Source organism: Roseovarius pelagicus (assembly GCF_025639885.1).
GTDB classification, from domain to species: Bacteria; Pseudomonadota; Alphaproteobacteria; order Rhodobacterales; family Rhodobacteraceae; genus Roseovarius; species Roseovarius pelagicus.
Genome location: NZ_CP106738.1, coordinates 1871171 through 1892460, shown reverse-complemented (window position 1 = coordinate 1892460; position 21290 = coordinate 1871171). Strand labels below are relative to the sequence as shown.

The window sequence follows — 21290 nt, the reverse complement described above, 5'->3', positions numbered from 1 at the left end:
GTATCTCCGTGCGTTCAGCGGAACTTGTCCGCGAGCCGTTGCAGCGGTGACCGCGCATCAGGCTCAGGCGTGGGAGCGGACGATTCTTCTGCCGGAGGGGGTGTTTTTGCTTTTGGCTGCGAGGTGGACGAGCGCGGTGGTGCAGTACGCAGGGCAACGGCGTTCTGAAACCGACCTGTGTCGCCTGCCGCGAGTTGCGGTGCGCCATCGCTGATTCCGGTCAAAACGTCCTCCAGCCAATCCTCGTCTGCCTTTGCAAAATCATGCAGCACGTAACCCGGCACCGCCTCCTTGCGGCCCGGATGCCCGACCCCCAGACGCACGCGGGCATACTCTGGGCCGATATGCTGGTGGATCGAGCGCAGGCCGTTATGGCCCGCGTGGCCTCCGCCGGTCTTGACCCGCACCTTGCCGGGAGCAAGGTCGATCTCGTCATGCAGGACGGTTACATCGCCCGGCTCCAGCTTGTAGAACCGCATCGCCTCACCGACGGACTGACCTGACAGGTTCATAAATGTCTCAGGCTTCAGCAACAGCACTTTTTGACTGCCGAACCGTCCCTCGCTGGCTTGCCCTTGAAAACGCGCCTTCCACGGGCCAAAACCGTGATCCTCGGCGATCCGGTCCACGGCCATGAAACCGATGTTATGCCGGTTGCGGGCGTATTTCGTACCCGGATTACCCAGACCTGCAAAAATCAGCATGATATGCCTTTCGTGACGATGCGCCGGGTCTACGATGAGGCGCTGCGGGAATCAATGATTGCGCGGCGGCGCTCTGCGCTATTCGGTCGCCAACCTGTTCAGCCAATCGCGGACCAAGGCAGAGAACAGATCAGGGCGCTCCCATCCCGGCGCATGCCCTGCACAGTCGAGTAAAGCAAAGCTGGCGCGAGGGAAGCGATCCTGCATCTCGAGTGCATCACAATATCCGGCAATCGAATCTTGGCGACCCGCGACGATCAATGAAGGGCGATCAAAAGACCGATGTTGCATGTCACGATGAAAGGAAAATTCGAACCGTTCGCAGACCCGCGCCTCGAGCGCCGCATCATGTAGCGCAGCAGCGGGCACTTTGGTTTGCGTGATCTTGGCGACGATCGGCCCCGTTCGAACAACCAATCGTTTTGCGCGCGCCCGCAGCGTGGGGTCCAGCGCGTCGATTTCTGTGCCATCTGTGCGCAACGTGACCGGGGCAGGAATCGTTGCGCGGCTGGCATCGGAATTGCCACCCGGCACGATCAGCGCCACCCCCGACAATCGCTGGGCATGGGAATGGGCCAACCCTTCCGCAAGATAGGCACCGCGCGATTCGCCGATCACCGCGCAAGGCTCCGTGCCGCAAGTGGCGTCCATAACGCGCAGAAGTTCGGTCAGCACATCGTCTTGTGAGGCGACGTGGTCAAACCCCGTGGAACGGCCGCAGCCCGGCAGATCGACATATATCCGTCGCCAGCCCGAGCATGCCTTGAATGTCGGCTCCAGCGCATCCTGCATATGGCGATGATCCAGACGGGCACCGTGCAGCACCAGAACAGGTGCCCCAGTGCCGATTTCGCAGATATGCAAGAGGTCGGACATCGCGCGCGCTCCGCAGAGGTATTGGCGCAGGGTATCGTCGCGATGGGTGGTGTGACTAGTCCGCAGCAGAAAAAAACGCGGCCCCTGAAACAAGAGGCCGCGTCAAATCTATTAGCTAAGGGGTGACGGTTCAGGACTCGTCGCTGCCCTCTTCGCCTTCGGCTGCATCAGTCGTTGGCACTTCATCGGCTGCGACCTCATCCTCGTCCTCATCGGTGTCGGATTTCAGGGCCGATGGGGCCGAAACGTTGCAGATCACGAAGTCGCGGTCGCTGATCACTGGCTTGGCGCCTTCAGGCAGATCGATATCAGAGAACGTGATCGTATCGCCGATGTTTTCCAGCTTGCTCAGATCGACGACGAGCGTCTCGGGGATGTCCCCGGCGGTCACGATCAGTTCGACTTCGCTCCGAATCGTTGTCAGAACGCCGCCCTTGCGGATCGCAGGGCAGTCTTCTTCGTTCTGGAAATCAACATTGATGAACAGGTTGATTTTGGTGGTACGACGCAGACGCATCAGATCCAGGTGCGTCGGCAGGTCTTTGACCACGTCGCGCTGAACATCGCGGCAAATCACGCGCACGTCTTCGTGGCCTTCAACCTTCAGGTTGAACAAGGTCGACTTGAAGCGGCCTTGTTTCAGGCGCTTGAACAGGACATTGAACGGAATGTTGATCGGCAGGGGGTCAGTGTCACCGCCAAAAACGATACCCGGAACCATGCCTTCGCGGCGTGCTGCACGAGCGGCGCCCTTGCCTGTCCCCGTGCGTTCCTGGGCGTGAAGATCAGGAATTTCTCCAGCCATGTTAATTCTCCATAGGTTAGGGCGGGACTCCTCCAAGGCTGTAGTCCCGCGTGAAGCCGTGCGCATAGACGAAATAGAGGGTAATGGGAAGGGCGAATGTCATAACCACCCGCAACCGCCCATGCGTCGGATGCTGGGTTCCGACCTAACACAGCAATAGCCGCTGACCGCAAAGAGTGGTTACATACTTGTCAGAGGTAACGGGCCGAGTGCCGGGCAGTGGCGAAGCCTACTGCCACTTGTCAGAAAAATCGCGCGGGATCATCAGGATTTCTTTGTTCACATCCTCGATGTTTCGGTGCCCACAGAACGCCATCGAAACATCCAGCTCCTTTTGGATCACCTCCAGCGCGCTTGTCACTCCGGCTTCGCCCATTGCGCCAAGACCATACACGAACGCCCGTCCCACATAGGTCCCCTTGGCCCCCATCGCGATGGCCTTGAGCACGTCCTGACCAGACCGGATACCACTGTCGAGATGCACTTCGATCTTGTCGCCGACCGCATCCATGATCTGCGGCAGTGCCCGGATCGATGACAATGCGCCGTCCAGTTGTCGGCCACCGTGGTTGGACACGATGATCGCGTCGGCACCGACGTTCAACGCCTCCAGAGCATCGCACGGATCAATGATACCCTTGATGATCAGCGGCCCATCCCACATCTTGCGGAATTGGCGGATACGGTCCCAATCCAGCGCCTCATCGAACGCCTCGGCCGTCCAGGAGCTAAGGGAAGAGGGGTCACTAACCCCCTTGGCATGGCCAATGATATTGCCAAAAAACCGGCGCTTGGTGCCCAACATGCCCAGGCCCCACTGCACTTTGGTCATCATGTTGGCGATAGATTTAGGTGTCAGCTTTGGTGGGGCACTGAGGCCGTTCTTGATATCCTTGTGCCGCTGACCCATCACCTGCAGGTCCACTGTGATCACTGCAGCAGAGCATTTCGCATCGCGCGCCCGGTCAAACAGCCGCTGCATGAAATCATCATCTTTCAGGGTGTAAACCTGAAACCAGAATGGTTTTGTAGTGTTCTCTGCTACATCTTCGATCGAACAGATGGACATGGTCGATAGGGTAAAGGGCACGCCAAATTTTTCGGCGGCGCGGGCTGCTTTGATCTCGCCATCCGCGTGTTGCATCCCGGTCAGGCCGACAGGCGCCAGTGCGACTGGCATCGACACGTCCTGACCTATCATCTGCGTCGCGGTAGATCGGTTCGACATATCCACCGCGATCCGCTGACGCAGCAGAATTTCTGAGAAGTCAGAGGTGTTGGCGCGAAACGTCTGTTCGGTCCACGCGCCCGATTCCGCATAATCGTAGAACATGCGCGGCACACGGCGCTGATAGATGCGACGCAGGTCTTCGATATTGGTGATCACGGGCATGATGGCCTCCATCTGGAGATTGGTTATGTTTTGTTACCAATTCACTGTGGCTTGAGCAATTCGAATTTCCGCGTCTATGCTGCGACAGACCTGACCTGAGAGATACCAATATGAACCACCCCGCCCCGACAGAGCCTCTCTTGGACGACATGCGCTGCTGGCGGCACGGGTTTCACCGACACCCGGAACTGGAATTTGATCTCTGCTGGACGAGTGCCCGCGTGGCAGAGCTTTTGAACAGTTTCGGCATCGAGGTGCACACCGGGATTGGTCAGGTCGGCGTGGTTGGCGTCCTGCAAAAAGGAAATGGCACGCGCAGCATTGGGTTGCGCGCAGATATGGACGCGCTGCCGATCAACGAGGTCAACGATTTCGGATATGCCTCGACAGTTCCCAATCAGATGCATGCCTGCGGACACGATGGTCACATGGCGATGCTATTGGGGGCTGCGCAGTATCTGGTTGAACACGGTGATTTCGACGGGCGGGTGGTGTTCATCTTTCAGCCGAACGAGGAGTTTGGCAAAGGTGCAGCGGCGATGATCGCGGACGGGCTTTTCGACAGATTTGCTGTCGATTCGGTTTACGGCATGCACAACATGCCCGGTCTGCCCTTGGGACATTTCGAGGCGCGCGTGGGCGCAATGACCGCCAGCGAAGCTCTCTTTGAGATTGAGATTAACGCACGTGGCGGGCACGCGGCACTGCCACATATGGGTGTTGACGCGATCACTGTGGGAGCCGAAATCGTCGGCGCGTTGCAAACCATCGTTTCGCGCAAGCTTGAGCCGGCACAAAACGGGGTGGTGTCTGTTACAGGGTTCGAGACTGACGGACGGCGCAACGTCCTGCCCGGTCGCGCGGTGCTTAGCGGTGATTGCCGCGCCCTGACGCCAGAGACAAACGCCACTATCGAAGCGCGTATGCGCCAGATCGCTGGCGGTATTACTGCGGCACATGATGTCACGGCGCGCGTGACCTATGACACGATATTTCCCCCGACAATCAATGCCGCCGCCCCCACCCGCAACGCCATGCGCGCCGCGAGCGCAGTCGGGCTGGCGAACCCGGATTGCGCGCCCAAGCTTTTCTCGGAGGATTTTGCCCATATGGCCGCTGCTGTGCCGGGCTGTTTCCTGCTGGCTGGAAACGGTACCACCGATGCGCATGCCCGGCCCCTGCATTCGGCGGATTATGACTTCAATGATGCGGGACTTGTGCCGGGATCATCCTTCTGGGTTAGGCTGGTCGAACAGCAACTGGCAAATGGAGGACGCGATGTTTGAGGCACGTATGGCCGCGCTGCGGACACGTCTGGACGAGGCCGGGATAGACGTGGCGCTGATCACGGACGATGACAGCGTTTACTATTTCACGGGATACTATGACTATCTGCACATGGACTTCGGACGGCCGACGATCCTTGTGGTGCCAAAGGACGGTCCCAGCTTGCTCATCACTCCGTCGATGGAAGAGGACATGGCCCACGCCGCCGCGCGCGTGGACCGGATCGCGCTATGGAATGACGGGCTGGGCGATGAATGGCGTGCCGAACTGCCCGCTGCGCTAAAAAGTGCAAGCATGATCGGGCTGGAGCCTGACCTGATGCCCCCGCTGGTGCGTGCCTATGTGGATACCCTGCTGGATACCGGGCAGGTTCGTGATGCCATGCCCGTCATCGCTGGCCTGCGCATGATCAAATCACCCGAGGAATTACAGCTTGCTCGCCACGCGGGCACGGTCGCTGGTGCGATGATGTTGGCCGGGCGTGGGGCAATCGCCGCCGGTGTGGCCGAATACGAGGTGGCGTTGGCCACGTCGCAGGCTGGCACACGCCAGGCCGCAGATCTGCTGGCGACGCACTACGCAGATGTGGCCATGTCCCCGATGACGCATTTTCTGCAAATCATGGCATCGGGTCCCGAGATCACGAAGCCGCATCACCGTGCCTCGACCCGGATCATGCAATATGGCGAACCGGTCTTTCTGTGTTTCTGTGGCATGACAAACTTTCACCGGTTCAAGCTGGGGTTTGACCGCACCTTCTGGATTGGTGAAATCACTGATCCTATGCAGGCCGATGTCTATGCGGTGGCGCTGGCCAGTCAGCAGGCCGCGTTGTCTGTTCTGGGGCCGGGTGTCACAGCCGAAGAGGTACATGCCGCCTACGCTGAGGTCATTCAGGGTGCGGGGCACACTTACCCGTTCCGCTGTGGGCGTGCGACCGGTTTCAGCTTTCTGGAGGCCCCCCAACTCGTTTATGGCGACAAGACGATGCTGCAACCGGGCATGGTACTGGCCGTGGATGGATCGGTCAGTGTTTCCGGCCGGTTCCGGGCGCAGGTGGGCGACAGCTTTATCATCACCGAGGACGGCTACGAACAGATCACGCATCATCCGAATGCACTGGAAGATATGATTGTCTGAAGCGGAAGCGAAAGGGCAGGAATCATGTATTTCGATGACCTGAGCGAAGGCTACACCTTCGAGACAGCCAGCCGCACCCTGCCGCTGGCTGATATTCTCGGTTTTGCTGAACAATGGGATCCACAGCCGTTCCACACTGACGCGGCGGCGGCGCAGGCCTCGCCCTATGGGGGGATCATCGCCAGCGGGTTTCACACCCTGCTGACCGCCTTTGTACTGTCGCTGGAGGCAGACGTGTGGAACGAGGCTTCGATGGGGTCGCCCGGTATGGACGCACTGCGCTGGCGGGTCCCCGTGCACCCCGGGGACAGGTTGCACTGCCGGGGTCGCGTGGTCGCCCTGAACCCGTCCAAGTCGCGCCCGGATCGTGGTCGTGCGGATATTGCCTACGAGGTGATCAATCAGGATGGCGCTGTGGTGATGACCTACCAGATCACCCATATCCTGCGGCGGCGGAGCTAAGTGTCAACGTTGCTCCGGTATGGCCTGAATGCCGCTCACAACACTTAAGATTAGGTAGGTCGGCATGCGTTTCTTGTTGGTAACGGCCTCGTCAGCCAGCTTCAGTTTTCGATCAACGTAAGTCACGTCGCGAGGCACATCCAAATTGTAACGTTTCTTTTTGTTGTCCGTTGAAATCAACAGCCACTCGCCGCTACGGAGCGGCATGAGGCCCTCGGGTGGGTTCGTCAGAAATGTAAAGGGAGAGTTCCATATCTCGTCATCTTTCTTTTTTTCCTCATCAATGATGTTGTAGACCGCCATCGCCAACTTCACATATGAATTCCCCAGATCGAGGTCTATCAGACTTTTGGTGTCAGAACCGGTCTGAGAGACGATCAGATTCTTTGCCATCTCAATGTTTTTCTTTGATGCTCCGTCGAGTTCAGTTAGCGAAACTGTCAATTGGATCTCTGATTTGAAAGGCAGTTTTCGTATCAGGGCACGACCTTGGTAGCCTTCGACGCGGGTGTCGTCTTTTTCCCGCAGCACAATGGTCATTCCAATTTCGCCGTTCTCTCCGAGGCTGGCCGATTGAGTTACATCTGTGCTGGCAGAGAGCGAAAGCGCGACGTCATTCAACCAGAGATCAGGCAAGTCACCGATATAAAATTCTGTGGCATAGATATCGAGAACTCTTTCCGAACCGTTCTCAAGGTTTTCAAACGTTTCATTTTGCATGTCTGCAAGGGGCACGACAGTATATGCGCCATTGTTGTCCTTGTTCAGAAAGTAGAGAGACAGAACCTGCGCGGGTAATATGGAGGGTGCGATCAGCAGCGACGCAGCGAATGCGAGGAGTTTCAGCGTAATGGACTTTGGCATGAATAGGACTCCCAAGATATTATGGTTGTTTTCAGCACCTCGATCGATCCTTAGAATACAACGTTTAGCATGACCATTGATACAACCAGAAATAGAATCGTCATAATGCCCCCGGACTTGACGAAATCTGTCACCTTGTAACCCGCCGGCCCCATGATCAGCGCATTCACCTGATGCGTTGGGATGATAAAGCTGTTGGAAGTTGAAATTGCCACCGTGAGCGCAAAAACTGCCGGGTCCGCCCCCGCCGCCACCGCGATAGACACCGCCAGCGGCACCAGCAGCACGGTCGCGCCGACATTCGACATCACCAGAGAAAACGCCGTAGCCAGTATCGCGATACCGGTCTGAAGCGCCCAGATCGGCCAGCCGTCCAGCGCGATCAGGATTTGCTGCGCGATCCATTCGGCGGTGCCAGTATTCTGCACCGCTTGTCCCAACGGAATAAGGCTCGCCAGCAGGAAAACGGTATTCCAGCCAACGGCGCGATAGGCTTCGTCAATACTCAGCACGCGTGTCAGTAACATGCCCACAGCCCCGGTCAGCAGACATAGCGACAGGCGGACGTCAGTGAACAGGATCATGGTCAGCGACACGAGAAAGAAAAACAGCGCGTGCCACACCTTATGCGGTCGCAGTTCGTCCTGAGGGAAATCGGACGTGACCACCACGTAGTCGCGATCCTGCTTTAGCCGGGTCAGCATGTCCCAGCGCGCATGCGCCACCAGCATGTCACCGGGTTTAAACTTCACCAGCCCGATGGCTGTGGCTGAATGGTCTTCCGTCTCCACATGGCTCAGCGTTTCCTCGCCCCGGTGAATCGCCAACAGGCTAAGACCAGTGGTCTTGCGCAGCATCAACTCTCGTGGGCATTTCCCGATTACATGACTGCCGGGGGGATCACGACCTCGGCGATACCGGCATTCGTGGGTGCGAACTCTTCGGCAAAAACATCCAGCCGATCCCGCATATGCAGACCGTTGCGTTTGCAGAAGTCGCGTACGACCTCTTCTTTTCCGATGATCGCCAGACGGCACGGCGCGGCAATTTCGGCAGTCAGGATCTGCACCATCGACACCTTGCCCTTATAGAAGGTCGAGATGATGTAGATGTGATTGTTAAGGTTGATATCGGCCAGTTGCTGCCCGTCCAGCGGTGTACCTTCTGGCACGTCCACCTCGTACACATTGGCCTTCAGGCCATAGACGCGGGCAAGATAGTCGGACGTGCCCTGTCCCGCTGTGGCATCGGCCTTGGTCACCTTGCCCGGCAAGACCCAGCGTCCGGCCAGCATGAAATAGATAATACCGGTAAGGATCAACGCTGCCCCGATGGGTGCGACCGAAAAGAGGCCAAAGGGTTCCATCTGCGCGTCTGCCGACAGTCCTTCGTTCGCCGATTCGATCAGGTCGTTCAGCAGGATCAGCGGCGAGGAGCCTACCATCGTCATTGTCCCGCCCAGGATCGCGCAGAACCCCATCGGCATTAGTAACCGGCTCAGCGGGATGCCTGTGCGCGCCGAAATGCGGCTGACCACAGGCAGGAACAGCGCCGCCGCGCCGACGTTCTGCAAGAAGCTGGAGATCACCCCAACCGTGCCCGATACGATCGGCAATACGCGTGCTTCGGTCGATCCGCCTCGTTTCAGGATCAATGCGGCGACCTTGTTCATAATGCCGGTCTTGTCTAGACCCGCGCCCACGATCATCACCGCGATGATCGAGATGACCGCGTTAGAGGCAAACCCGTCAAAGAGGTGGTTCACATCCGCCAGATTGCCCAGTCCGGGCAGGTAAGACAGGATACCGATCAGCACCAATACGAGGATCGCGGCCAGATCGATACGGATGATTTCAGAGACGAATAGAAAGACGGTAAAGCCCAACGCGCCGACCACCACGGCCATCTCAGTGGTGAATGTCAGTGTCTCCATCCCGTCCCCCGGTTTTTGATCGCGCTGATTTCCCTGTCAGTCTGAATTCGTTCGCCTATTGAAGCGGTAGAGGGCGGGTAAAAGCAAGGTTTGCCTACGCTGCCGTGCAGCGAGAGAGTTGCCTAGAAACAATCACATCGAGGTTCTGAAAGTCGAACGACGGCTGATTGCTGTGGTTCATGATGCATGGGATTTTGATTGTCGGGTGTCTACTTTGAGTTCAAGCTATTGCATTATGGCAGCTAAGTGAAAGTCGGCTGGTCCGTTTTTGCCAGTCGATGTAGTTAGGTTTCGTAAGCGTGAGGAAACAAAAAAAGGGACTGTGCCATGCAAAGGCGAAAGGTTTTGTTGGGTGGAGGAGCCTTGAGTTTGATGAATTTATCTGGACAGGCGAATGCGAGCCATCATTCTCGGTATTTTGTCCCGGCAGAAGAAGCCTCGCACCAACGCACCTTTATGCAATGGCCGGTTAATCGTAGCGTTCATCCTGACCGGGTCTTTTTAGGCATGGCGCAGCAGACAATCGCCGACATCGCAAATGCAATTGCTGCGTTTGAACCAGTAACGATGCTTGCGGCGCAAGGCGATCACTCTGGCGCAAGGGCTAAACTATCCAGCGCCGTTGAGCTTTGGGATATCCCAACTGAAGATCTTTGGTGCAGGGACGCTGGCCCGATTTTCGTGGTGAACCCAGACGGTGATCTCGCTGTAAGCCATATCCAGTTTAATGGATGGGGAGGAAAACAAGTTAACCGACGCGACTCGCAGATTGCCGCCCGTGTTGCAGATCGGCTTGGATTGCGACTGTTGCCAACAGGTTTGGTTGGTGAAGCAGGAGGAGTTGAGCAGGATGGCCACGGTTTGTTGCTTGCCCATGAAAGCAGTTGGGTAAACGAAAACCGCAATTCGGGGCTGTCGCGGGCAGAGATCGAAGCGCGGCTACTCAAGGCTTATGGAGCAAATCGTATGATATGGTCTGAGGGGGTTTGGGGCGAAGACATTACAGATTATCACATCGACAGTCTCGCGCGTTTCACCGGACCCAATCGGGTGCTGATCAACCTGCCTGATGCGCCGGACATGGACGACCCATTCCATGCAGCCGCCCTCGATACATATGATCGACTGGTAGCTGCGGGGCTTGATATAGAGGTTATCCCTGAGCCTCACCGTCGACGGGTGCGTAGCATCGACTTTGTGGCATCCTATGCCAATTACTATGTCTGCAATGGGGGTGTCATCGCTGCGCAATTTGGAGACAACGAGACAGATAAAATCGCCAAAGACGCTTTGGCGCGCCACTATCCAGACCGCGAAATTGTCACGTTGAACGTTGACCCGCTGGGCGAGATGGGCGGCGGTATTCATTGCGCCACGCAACAAATGCCAGCGGTATGACGTGGAAGTCGCGCAATGCGCCTTTGATTGAGGCTGTTGCAGCCGCTGCGACGGCCCTCGTCGGCGTCACGGTTCAACTGGATAACGCGGACCGTCTGCAACCAGAACAATCTGCGTGATGCGTATCGCACACACCTTGCCCTTGCTGCGACCTTGCCAGAATTCGCTCAACCAAATGGCGTATTCGATTTGATCGATTCAGAAGACGGTGGGGTCTACGTCGCCTTTGTCGACCACCTGCTTTACTCTGCTAAGCAAATGCTGGCTATCTCTGAAGGATGGGAAACGACCTTCGTAGCCCAAATCAGCCTTCACTGAATGGCTTCTGCCGCTAACTTCCGTCAGGCGTAATCAGCTTTGCAATCATCGCCTTCGCGCTTTCACTGTTCCATTCCGCATCACCCTGCATGCGCGCAATCTCTCGCCCCTCAGGGTCTAGCAGGACAGTGATCGGCAGACCCAGAACCCCCATCTCTCGGGCCAGCGCCTGTTTCGGGTCGCGGTGTAGCGGCAGATTGTCGACGCTGATCTCGGCAAAGAACGCCTTCATCGCAGGCACCGCATTGCGACCCGTCGCCAGAGTCAAAACCTCGAAATCATCACCGCCAAATTCGGCCTGCAATTCCGACAGCATCGGCATTTCCTTGCGGCAGGGCGCGCACCATGTGGCCCAGAAATTGAGTAAAACAAATCTACCTTTGTAATCCGCCAGCGTCGCTTCGCCGCCGGCATCGGTGGTAAAGGGCAGCGCGCTGACAGGCTTGGCCACCTTGTGGAACTGCAGTTTCTTCATGTCGCCCTCCAGCATCTGCTGATAGGCGCTGTAATTGACTGTGGGACCAGCCGCCTCACCTTCGCCGGATGGGTCGCGCAGGGCCAGGACGGCTACGGCTGCAATTGCAACGAGGCCAACGCCGATATAAACGATTGCGGAACGTGACAGGGGCATTTTTCCTCCGAAGGGAACCAAGGCAATGGCAGACAAATCCTCGAACCAGATGTGGGGTGGCCGTTTCGCCGCCGGACCCGATGCGATCATGGAGGCTATCAACGCCTCGATCGGGTTTGACAAGCGGATGGCGGCACAGGACATCGCCGGATCGCGGGCCCATGCAGCCATGTTGGCACACACCGGCATCGTGAGTGATAGTGATGCCGACGCGATGAGGGAAGGGCTGCTCACGGTCTTGTCAGAGATCGAGGGCGGAACATTCGAATTTTCAGCCGCACTTGAGGACATTCACATGAATGTCGAGGCGCGGCTGAAGGAAATCATTGGCGCGCCTGCTGGTCGGCTGCACACGGGTCGGTCGCGCAACGATCAGGTGGCAACGGATTTCAAGCTGTGGGTGCGCGACCAGTTGGATGCAACCGATGCTGCGCTCGTTGCGCTCTGCCGTGCCTTGCTGACGCAGGCCGAGGCGGGCGCCGATTGGGTGATGCCCGGATTTACCCATCTGCAAACTGCGCAGCCGGTGACGTGGGGCCATCACATGATGGCCTATGTCGAAATGCTGGGCCGTGACCTGAGCCGGATGCGCGATGCGCGGGCACGGATGAACGAATGCCCGCTGGGTGCCGCCGCGTTGGCGGGCACCAGTTTTCCTATCGATCGGGATATGACAGCCGAGGTGCTGGGCTTTGATCGGCCTTCGGCCAACAGCCTCGATGCCGTCAGTGACCGTGATTTTGCGCTGGAATTCCTCGGTGCGGCCAGTATCTGCGCGATGCACCTTAGCCGTCTGGCGGAAGAGCTGGTGATCTGGTCTTCGGCTCAGTTCCGCTTTGTGACGCTAAGTGATCGGTTCTCGACCGGTAGCAGCATTATGCCACAAAAGAAGAACCCCGATGCCGCCGAACTGATCCGCGCCAAGATCGGCCGTATTTTCGGGGCAAACGTAGCCTTGATGACGGTGATGAAAGGGCTGCCGCTGGCCTATTCCAAGGACATGCAGGAAGATAAGGAACAGGTGTTCGACGCCGCGGATAACCTGATGCTGGCCCTTGCAGCAATGGAGGGTATGGTGCGCGATATGTCAGCCAACCGCGCATCGCTGGAAGCGGCGGCAGGCAGTGGATTTTCTACCGCCACGGACCTTGCAGATTGGCTGGTGCGGGTTCTGGACATGCCGTTCCGCGAGGCGCATCATGTCACCGGCGCGCTGGTTGCCATGGCCGAGGGTAAGGGATGTGACCTGCCCGACCTCAGTCTGGAGGACATGCAATCGGTGCATGGCGCGATCCACGCGGATGTGTTTGACGTGTTGGGTGTGCATAATTCGGTTGCTAGCCGCACCAGCTATGGTGGCACTGCGCCCAGTCAGGTACGTGCGCAGGTGAAACGCTGGCAGGAGGTACTGGGATGAGAACTGTAGTATGTGCCGTCGCGCTGGTCGCATTGGCGGCCTGCGGCGTTGATGGCCCGCCCGAGCGGCCAACGGTTGCCACCACCACGACAGTCGGTGTCGGCGACAGTGGCGTGAACACCGGCACCAAGGTCTCGGTCTTCAGCGGCAAAGTCACCATGGGTGTGGGCGTCGGGCTCTGACTTTTGTCAGCATCGGTCGGGCCCGCATTCTATTGCGCCAACCGATCGCTTGCGCCATGATCGCGAGCGCAACCGGGAGACATCGAAATGCGGAAATTCATGGTCGTGCTGGATGACAGCCGCGAATGCCTCAATGCCATGCGCTTTGCCGCGATGCGTGCGGCGCATACCCAAGGCGGCGTCGAGGTGCTGTCGGTCATTCCGCCCGAAGAGTTCAATCACTGGATCGGTGTCGGCGATATCATGCGCGAAGAACACCGAGAGCGGATTGAGGCGCATTTCGAGGTGTTCGCGAAGTGGATGCGCGACAAGCAAGGGGTCGACCCGGAACTGGTCATCCGTGAAGGCGAGCCGGTGACAGAGATCATTGCGCAGGTGAACGCCGATCCCGAAGTCGGCGTTCTGGTGCTGGGGGCGGCCACGGACCGCAAGGGGCCGGGACCGCTGGTCACGCAACTGACCAAGAATGCCGGGTCGCTGCCTATCCCGATTACCATCGTGCCCGGTGATCTGAGCAAAGAGCGTTTAGAGGCGATCACCTGACCGCACCGAGAGAGAACTCTGCGAATTTTCTAACCTCCGACGGGGATACTGTTGGCCAGAAGAGTGTGAGGGAGCAGGGTTGTTGGGCGGCATAATCGGGCCTCTGCAGGCGCTGGAAGGCTCACAGCCCGAGTGAGTGCGCCGATTTGGCGCTAGTTTAGAATCGTTCCAAACCTTGACTCTGCGGCGCTGTGCGCGCATATCGAAACTACGCACAAAAGGACTGATCACATGTTCATCCAGACCGAATCCACGCCCAACCCTGCCACATTGAAATTCCTGCCGGGCCAAAGCGTCCTGCCTGTTGGAACTGCTGATTTCCCCACCTCTGAAGGGGCGGATAAATCGCCACTCGCGATGCGGATATTTGCCGTTGATGGCGTGTCGGGCGTATTCTTTGGCACCGACTTCGTGACTGTGACCAAAGGCGACAGCGTAGAATGGGACCATATCAAACCCGCGATTCTGGGCGCGATTATGGAGCATTACCAATCCGGCCAACCAGTGATGCACGATGGAAATGACGCCGCTTCTGGTCATGCCGATCATGACGGGGAAGATGGCGAAATCGTTGGTCAAATCAAAGAGTTGCTGGATACCCGTGTGCGTCCTGCTGTGGCACAGGATGGCGGCGACATCACCTTTCACGGGTTTGACCGGGGCGTTGTTTACCTGCACATGCAGGGTGCCTGTGCCGGTTGCCCATCCTCGACCATCACGTTGAAGATGGGCATCGAGAACCTGCTGCGCCACTATATTCCCGAAGTGACCGAGGTACGCCCTGTTGGTGTCTGAACCGCTCGTTCTGGGCGTAGATACTTCGGGTTCGTATTGCAGCGCCGTCCTCTTGCAGGGCGGCGAGGTTCTTTCTGACGTTTACCAAGACATGCCGAAGGGGCAAGCAGAGGCGCTGTTTCCGCTTATCCAAGACCTGCTGGTGCGTGGCGGCGCCACATGGCGTGACCTGTCCGCTATTGGCGTTGGAACAGGGCCGGGCAATTTTACCGGCATTCGCATCTCAGTGTCTGCCATGCGGGGTCTGGCACTCGCGCTTGAGGTGCCGGTGATCGGCGTTACGTTGCTGGACGCATTGGCGCACGGCACCAGCGGGCCAGTTCTAGGCTCTATCGCCGCGCCGCGCGGGCAGGCCTATGTGCAGGGGCACGGTATGGTACAAAACGTTCCACCGGCGCTGGTGACGATATCTGATTTGCAGCTCGACCTAGCCGAACCCGGTCTGGTCTCGATCGGGTCCGCCGGAAGCGAAATCGCGGCGCGTCTGGGCGTGCCGCATGTTCCTGCGCCCTACGCGCCGGGATCGGCGATCGCGCGTATTGCGGCCCTACGCCGGGGGCATGACATATCCCCCGCTGCGCCATTCTACCTAAAGCCTGCGGATGCGGCCCCGGCGCGGGATGCACCGCCAGTGCTGCTAGATTGATCCTGCCTGCGGACATGGCGCGCATCCATGCGTTGGCGTTCGCGGGCCAAGGGCGTGCGTGGCGCGAAGAAGAATTTGCTGATCTGATGGCCACGGGTCATGTGATCTGTGTCGGAGATCATATGTCTTTTTCATTATCGCGGCTGATCGCTGACGAGGCCGAACTGCTAACGTTGGCGACGCTGCCGGCAGAACGCAGACAGGGGGCGGCACGGCGCATCCTCGCGGCATTGGAAACTGATCTACGGGACCGCGGCGCGGTGCGGCAGTTTCTCGAAGTGGCCGAGGACAACATGGCGGCGCGGGCGCTCTACGCCAGTTGTGACTATGTCGAGACGGGGCGGCGGGGGGCGTATTATCGACGTCCAGATGACACGCGGATTGATGCGTTGATCCTGACCAAGCCTCTGGATCAGGTCGGCTGACCCTACGTTCACATGCCGAATCATGTTGACCCCCCCGCTAGGCTGCGGCCTAATCTGGCGATCCGATAATGACCGCGGGCGGACCTTGAGACCGACACTCAGCGGCGACAACCAACGGGAGATTCCATAATGACGATTCTGCGTAACTTCTTGGGTGCGGCGGCTACATTGGCGTTGGGCGCTGGTGCCGCGCTCGCCGAACCGGCCCTGATCTTTGATCTCGGGGGTAAGTTCGACAAATCCTTTAACGAAAGCGCGTTCAACGGTGCACAGCGTTGGGCGGACGAGACCGGCGGCAGCTATGCCGAGGTCGAGCTGCAATCGGCGGCACAGCGCGAACAGGCCCTGCGTCGTTTTGCCGAGAACGGCAACAACCCGATTGTGATGGTCGGTTTTGCCTTCGGTGATGCGCTGGGAGAGATCGCGCCGGAATACCCTGACACCAAATTCGCGATTATCGACATGGTGGTCGAAAGCCCCAATGTCCGCTCGGTGGTGTTTAACGAACATGAAGGCAGCTATCTGGTGGGCATGTTGGCCGCCATGGCCAGTGAGACCGGCACGGTTGGGTTCATTGGTGGGATGGACATCCCGCTGATCCGCAAATTTGCCTGTGGTTATGTGCAGGGGGTCAAGGCGGTCAAGCCCGATGCGACCGTAATCCAGAACATGACTGGCACGACACCTGCCGCTTGGAATGACCCGGTCAAGGGATCTGAGTTGACCAAGGCGCAGATCAGTCAGGGCGCGGATGTGGTCTATGCCGCAGCGGGCGGCACCGGCGTCGGTGTACTGCAAACCGCCGCGGATGAGGAGATCCTCAGCATTGGCGTGGACAGCAACCAGAATCACCTGCACCCCGGCAAGGTTTTGACCTCAATGGTCAAACGTGTCGACAATGCCGTTTATGATGCGATGAGCGCGGGCGAAGATCTGGAAGCAGGATTCTTCGTGATGGGGCTCGATAATGATGGTGTGGCCTATGCGCTGGATGACAACAACGCCAGCCTAGTGACAGACGACATGAAAGCAGCCGTGGATACGGCCGCTGCGGCAATCGGTGACGGTTCCGTGTCTGTACATGACTATATGTCGGACAACACCTGCCCGGTGCAATGATCCGACATGGATGAGGATGCAATACCGGGGCAGCATGACGTTGCCCCGGCGATTGAACTGACCGGTATTTCCAAGTCGTTCGGTCCGGTTCAGGCGAACCGGGACATTTGCCTGCGAGTCGCGCCCGGTACCATTCATGGGATTATAGGCGAGAACGGCGCGGGCAAGTCCACCCTGATGTCGATCCTTTATGGGTTCTATAAGGCAGATCGCGGCACGATCCACATCGGCGGGCGGCTGGTCAGCATCCCCGACAGTCAGGCCGCCATCGCAGCGGGTATCGGCATGGTGTTCCAGCATTTCAAACTGGTCGAAAATTTTACCGTGCTGGAGAATGTTATCCTTGGCGCAGAGGAGGGCAGGTTACTCAAACCCAGCCTTGCCAAGGCGCGCGACAGCCTCAAGGAATTGGCAGCGGAGTATGGCCTCAATGTCGATCCCGACGCCAAGATTGAGGATATCGGCGTGGGCATGCAGCAACGCGTAGAGATCCTCAAGGCATTGTATCGGCGGGCAGAGATCCTGATACTGGACGAGCCGACAGGCGTGCTGACGCCATCAGAGGCGGATCAATTGTTTCGCATCCTCGGGCGATTGCGCAGCGAGGGCAAGACGATCATCCTGATTACGCACAAGCTACGCGAGATCATGGAGATTACAGATACGGTCAGTGTGATGCGGCAGGGGCAGATGACAGCCACGGTCAAGACCTCTGAGTCAAGTCCCGAGCATCTGGCAGAACTGATGGTTGGTCGCAAAGTATTGCTGAGGATTGAAAAGTCCGCGGCAAAAGCCGGGGCACCGGTGCTGGAGGTCGAGGGCCTGACAGTCACAGACAGCCAAGGGGTCGAGCGGCTGCGAAGCATTGATCTGACAGTGCGAGCAGGTGAAATCCTCGGCCTGGCCGGGGTCGTGGGTAACGGACAGTCCGAACTGCTGGAAGTGCTGGGCGGTATGCGCGAGGGCACCGGTACGGTGCGGGTGAATGGTGTGCCTCTGGCGCTCAGCGGGGTGAATTCAGATGGCCAGAACCGGCGCCGCGCCGGTATCTGCCACGTTCCTGAGGATCGCCAGCGCGAGGGTTTGATCATGCCATTTGCCGCGTGGGAAAATAGCGTGTTTGGCTATCACCTGCGCCCTGACATTCGGCGTGGTCCTTTGATGAATAACGCTGCGATCCGCACTGATGCAATGCGCAAGATGGAACGCTTTGATGTGCGCCCGCCCAACCCGCGACTGTCGGCAAAGAATTTCAGCGGTGGCAACCAGCAAAAGATCGTACTGGCACGTGAGATTGAGCAGGAACCGGATCTGTTGTTGATCGGACAGCCCACACGCGGTGTCGACATCGGCGCAATCGAATTTATCCATCAGCAGATCATCGCCCTGCGCGATGCTGGCAAGGCGATCTTGTTGGTCAGTGTTGAACTGGACGAGATCATGTCGCTGTCGGATCGGATCGCCGTGATGTTCGACGGGCGCATCATGGGGGAGCGCCTGCCGGGCGAAACGGACGAAACCGAACTGGGGCTGCTGATGGCGGGGATCAGCGACGATGACACACGGGAGGTCGCGCATGGATAGGATGCCGGGCTGGGCTGATGTGATCCTCGTGCCGTTGGTCAGCCTTCTGCTGGCCGCGATCCTGTCGGCGTTGGTTATCCTCGCCATCGGCGAAGACCCGGTTGCAGCGGTCAGGCTGATGGTGTCAGGCGCGCTGGGCTCCACATACGCGTGGGGTTATACGCTCTATTACGCAACCAACTTCCTCTTTACCGGTCTTGCTGTGGCTGTCGCGTTTCACGCACGCCTGTTCAACATCGGGGGCGAAGGTCAAGCAATGTTGGGCGGGCTTGGTGTGGCTCTGGCGTGTCTCTATCTGCCCTTGCCGCATTGGACGATCGCACTGGCCGTTGCTATCGTGGCATCCGCCGCATTCGGTGCGCTCTGGGCGCTGATACCAGCCTATTTGCAGGCCAAGCGCGGCAGCCATATCGTGATAACCACGATCATGTTCAACTTTATCGCTGCCGCTTTGCTGAACTATGTGTTGGTCAACGTGTTGCGCCCGCCCACTGCGATGGACCCGGCCACTGCCAAATTCCCCGAGCCGACCCATTTGCCCACATTGCATGATCTGCTGGCCCCTTTGGGCATTTCGTTTTCCAAGGCGGCCCCAGCCAATGTCAGCCTGCTGATTGCGTTGGCGGCCTGCTTCCTAGTGTGGCTGCTGATCTGGCGCACGCGGCTGGGGTACGAGATACGCGCGCTGGGCCATTCCGAAACGGGTGCGAAATACGCTGGCATCAACCCAGTGCGTATCACCGTGATTGCGATGATGATCTCGGGTGCTTTGGCGGGCTGCATGGCGATCAATAATGTCATGGGCGAAGCAGAGCGGCTGGTCATGGATGCGGTTGAGGGCGCAGGTTTCATCGGGATTGCGGTGGCGCTGATGGGGCGCAATCATCCCTTTGGGGTTTTGCTGGCGGCCCTGCTGTTCGGGTTTCTGTATCAGGGCGGCGGTGAACTGGCGCTATGGACGTCGATCCCACGCGAACTGATTGTGGTCATTCAGGCGCTGGTGATCCTCTTTACCGGCGCGTTGGACAACATGGTTCGCATTCCCATTGAGCGGGTGTTTCTGGCAATCAGAAAAGGACGAAATACATGATTGACCTCGCGCCTTTCCTGCCCGGTTTCATCGCTGCCTATGCGATTTTACTGATCGGAGCGGCGTCACCCGGCCCATCGGTGGCGATGTTGATCGGGATCGCGACGGATCAGGGGCGCGCACCAGCCATGGTCGCAACTCTGGGGATTGCAATGGGCAGCGTGGTGATCAACATCCTGACCTTGTTGGGCGTTGGCCTGATCCTGTCGCAGGCGGCATGGGCCATGACGGGGCTGAAGCTGATCGGTGCCGCCTACCTTCTGTGGCTTGCCTATGGTGCGTTCCGCAAGGCGCTGCACCCGCCCGCATTGCGCGCCGCTGGGGCGGTGCCGCGTTCGCCGTGGCGGCACTTCGTCGCCGGGTTCTTGCTACAGGTCACGAACCCGAAGGCCATCGTTTTCTGGCTCGCGATCGCATCGATCGGCGCGACCGCAGGTGGCGGAATCGGGATCGTGTCGCTCTTTGTGGTGGGGGCGTTCCTGATCTCGTTCAGTTGTCACGGCGCATGGGCGCTGGCCCTGTCTGCTGCACCCGTTCGGAGGGTCTATACGCGCGCGCGTCGATGGGTAGAACTGACGCTGGGCAGCTTCTTTACCTTTGCCGCGTTCAAGCTGGCCACGTCGGAGGGCTGAGATTGGATTTTCTTACTGTTCTCCAAGTACTCGACAGCACGATCCGCCTTGCTACGCCACTGTTGCTGGCATGTCTCGCCGGGCTGTTCAGTGAACGCGCGGGGATTTTCGATATCGGGCTCGAGGGCAAGATGCTGATCGCCGCGTTCTTTAGTGCGGCCGTTGCAGTGGAGACTGGGTCAGTCTGGCTGGGCCTATTGTCTGGCATCGCGTCCTCAATCGCACTGGGATTGCTGCATGGGCTGGCGTCGATCACGTTTCGCGGAAATCAACTGATTTCCGGCGTGGCGATCAACTTCCTTGCGGCGGGCCTTACAGTTTTGATCGCGCAGGATTGGTTTGCCGAGGGTGGGCGGACACGGTCGCTCCCTGTCGAAGCGCGGTTTTCGCCGATCACATTACCACTGGCCGACACATTGCAAGACGTGCCGATCCTCGGGCCAATTTATCACGGGCTGATTTCGGGGCATACGCTGCCGGTCTATATTGCGTTCCTTTGCGTCCCGCTTACGTGGTGGGTGCTGTTTCGGACACGATTTGGACTGCGTTTGCGCGCGGTGGGTGAAAATCCGGCGGCGGTGGATACCGCAGGGGTGTCGGTAATCGGCATCCGCTATGCCGCCGTTACCATCTGCGCAGTGCTGTGCGGGATTGCCGGTGCCTATCTGGCGACTGCGTTACAGGCCGGGTTCGTTAAGGACATGACCGCCGGGCGTGGCTATATTGCACTCGCCGCGTTGATCTTTGCCAAGTGGCGACCGTGGTATGCGCTCTATGCGACGCTACTGTTCGGCTTCTTGCAAGCCATTGCACTGCGCTATCAGAACATTGATATCGGAGGGCTAGTGATCCCGGTACAATTCATGGACGCGTTGCCCTACATCCTGACGGTTGTGATCCTTGCTGGTTTTGTTGGCAAGGCGATCCCGCCGCGTGCCGGTGGCGAGCCATATGTCAAAGAACGCTGACACGCACGTTCATATGCCCAAATTGGCCCGGTCATAAGTCCAAAGCGAAAAAAGTGATACATCCACCGGGTTTGAGCG

Annotated in this window: 21 protein-coding genes and 1 pseudogene; 15 read left to right on the top strand and 7 right to left on the bottom strand. The window is 58.5% G+C overall.

What is annotated here, in order from left to right:
* Positions 1–14 precede the first annotated feature (14 nt).
* From pth to N7U68_RS10465, 4 genes are all read right to left on the bottom strand, one after another.
* Entirely contained in the window at positions 15–704 is a 690-nt protein-coding gene (gene pth, locus N7U68_RS10480; RefSeq protein WP_165195736.1) for an aminoacyl-tRNA hydrolase, read from the bottom strand.
* 78 nt (positions 705–782) lie between these two features.
* Entirely contained in the window at positions 783–1580 is a 798-nt protein-coding gene (locus N7U68_RS10475) for an alpha/beta fold hydrolase (protein ID WP_263049075.1), read from the bottom strand.
* A gap of 130 nt (positions 1581–1710) precedes the next feature.
* On the bottom strand, positions 1711–2385 hold the full coding sequence (locus N7U68_RS10470) for a 50S ribosomal protein L25/general stress protein Ctc (protein ID WP_263049074.1): 675 nt from the start codon (positions 2383–2385) through the stop codon (positions 1711–1713).
* A 229-nt stretch (positions 2386–2614) separates the two neighbouring features.
* Entirely contained in the window at positions 2615–3778 is a 1164-nt protein-coding gene (locus tag N7U68_RS10465; protein WP_263049073.1) for an alpha-hydroxy acid oxidase, read from the bottom strand.
* A gap of 110 nt (positions 3779–3888) precedes the next feature.
* Here N7U68_RS10465 and N7U68_RS10460 point away from each other — a divergent pair, with 110 nt between their 5' ends.
* The 3 genes from N7U68_RS10460 to N7U68_RS10450 are packed head-to-tail and all read left to right on the top strand — an operon-like array spanning position 3889 to position 6667.
* Complete coding sequence (locus N7U68_RS10460) at positions 3889–5064, top strand: amidohydrolase (RefSeq protein ID WP_263049072.1); 1176 nt, start codon at positions 3889–3891, stop codon at positions 5062–5064.
* The gene (locus N7U68_RS10455) at positions 5057–6205 is read left to right on the top strand and encodes a M24 family metallopeptidase (RefSeq protein WP_263049071.1); all 1149 of its coding nucleotides are present in this window, start codon (positions 5057–5059) and stop codon (positions 6203–6205) included. The genes N7U68_RS10460 and N7U68_RS10455 overlap by 8 nt, the downstream gene beginning before the upstream one ends.
* Before the next feature lie 24 nt (positions 6206–6229).
* Positions 6230–6667 (top strand): MaoC family dehydratase, encoded by a 438-nt coding sequence (locus N7U68_RS10450; RefSeq protein ID WP_263049070.1) that lies wholly within the window; start codon positions 6230–6232, stop codon positions 6665–6667.
* Positions 6668–6670: 3 nt separating this feature from the next.
* Here N7U68_RS10450 and N7U68_RS10445 read toward each other — a convergent pair whose 3' ends face one another.
* Both N7U68_RS10445 and N7U68_RS10440 read right to left on the bottom strand, forming a co-directional pair.
* On the bottom strand, positions 6671–7531 hold the full coding sequence (locus N7U68_RS10445; protein WP_263049069.1) for a hypothetical protein: 861 nt from the start codon (positions 7529–7531) through the stop codon (positions 6671–6673).
* A 50-nt stretch (positions 7532–7581) separates the two neighbouring features.
* Positions 7582–9464, bottom strand: a pseudogene (locus N7U68_RS10440) (SLC13 family permease).
* 327 nt (positions 9465–9791) lie between these two features.
* On the opposite strand from N7U68_RS10440, the gene N7U68_RS10435 reads away from it, so the two are divergent.
* Positions 9792–10862, top strand: a complete 1071-nt coding sequence (locus N7U68_RS10435; protein WP_263049068.1) for an agmatine deiminase family protein — start codon at positions 9792–9794, stop codon at positions 10860–10862.
* 331 nt (positions 10863–11193) lie between these two features.
* Here the strand turns inward: N7U68_RS10435 and N7U68_RS10430 are convergent, their stop codons facing one another.
* The gene (locus N7U68_RS10430) at positions 11194–11811 is read right to left on the bottom strand and encodes a TlpA family protein disulfide reductase (protein ID WP_263049067.1); all 618 of its coding nucleotides are present in this window, start codon (positions 11809–11811) and stop codon (positions 11194–11196) included.
* Between the two features lie 25 nt (positions 11812–11836).
* Here N7U68_RS10430 and argH point away from each other — a divergent pair, with 25 nt between their 5' ends.
* From argH to N7U68_RS10375, 11 genes are all read left to right on the top strand, one after another.
* Complete coding sequence (gene argH, locus N7U68_RS10425; protein ID WP_263049066.1) at positions 11837–13228, top strand: argininosuccinate lyase; 1392 nt, start codon at positions 11837–11839, stop codon at positions 13226–13228.
* The gene (locus N7U68_RS10420) at positions 13225–13410 is read left to right on the top strand and encodes a lipoprotein (RefSeq protein WP_263049065.1); all 186 of its coding nucleotides are present in this window, start codon (positions 13225–13227) and stop codon (positions 13408–13410) included. Before argH ends, N7U68_RS10420 begins: the two co-directional genes overlap by 4 nt.
* An 87-nt stretch (positions 13411–13497) precedes the next feature.
* A complete protein-coding gene (locus N7U68_RS10415) occupies positions 13498–13953 on the top strand; it encodes a universal stress protein (RefSeq protein ID WP_165195759.1) in 456 nt (151 codons plus the stop codon).
* Between the two features lie 231 nt (positions 13954–14184).
* On the top strand, positions 14185–14748 hold the full coding sequence (locus N7U68_RS10410) for a NifU family protein (protein WP_165195761.1): 564 nt from the start codon (positions 14185–14187) through the stop codon (positions 14746–14748).
* Complete coding sequence (tsaB, locus tag N7U68_RS10405) at positions 14741–15394, top strand: tRNA (adenosine(37)-N6)-threonylcarbamoyltransferase complex dimerization subunit type 1 TsaB (protein WP_308446180.1); 654 nt, start codon at positions 14741–14743, stop codon at positions 15392–15394. The genes N7U68_RS10410 and tsaB overlap by 8 nt, the downstream gene beginning before the upstream one ends.
* Positions 15391–15819: a GNAT family N-acetyltransferase gene (locus N7U68_RS10400; protein ID WP_263049063.1), complete on the top strand. Its 429-nt coding sequence runs from the start codon at positions 15391–15393 to the stop codon at positions 15817–15819. Before tsaB ends, N7U68_RS10400 begins: the two co-directional genes overlap by 4 nt.
* 129 nt (positions 15820–15948) lie before the next feature.
* Positions 15949–16938 (top strand): BMP family lipoprotein, encoded by a 990-nt coding sequence (locus N7U68_RS10395; RefSeq protein ID WP_263049062.1) that lies wholly within the window; start codon positions 15949–15951, stop codon positions 16936–16938.
* 6 nt (positions 16939–16944) lie between these two features.
* A complete protein-coding gene (locus N7U68_RS10390; protein ID WP_263049061.1) occupies positions 16945–18522 on the top strand; it encodes an ABC transporter ATP-binding protein in 1578 nt (525 codons plus the stop codon).
* The gene (locus tag N7U68_RS10385; protein ID WP_165195769.1) at positions 18515–19612 is read left to right on the top strand and encodes an ABC transporter permease; all 1098 of its coding nucleotides are present in this window, start codon (positions 18515–18517) and stop codon (positions 19610–19612) included. The genes N7U68_RS10390 and N7U68_RS10385 overlap by 8 nt, the downstream gene beginning before the upstream one ends.
* The gene (locus N7U68_RS10380) at positions 19609–20244 is read left to right on the top strand and encodes a LysE family translocator (RefSeq protein ID WP_263049060.1); all 636 of its coding nucleotides are present in this window, start codon (positions 19609–19611) and stop codon (positions 20242–20244) included. Before N7U68_RS10385 ends, N7U68_RS10380 begins: the two co-directional genes overlap by 4 nt.
* Before the next feature lie 2 nt (positions 20245–20246).
* On the top strand, positions 20247–21212 hold the full coding sequence (locus N7U68_RS10375; protein ID WP_263049059.1) for an ABC transporter permease: 966 nt from the start codon (positions 20247–20249) through the stop codon (positions 21210–21212).
* The last annotated feature ends 78 nt before the right edge of the window (positions 21213–21290 follow it).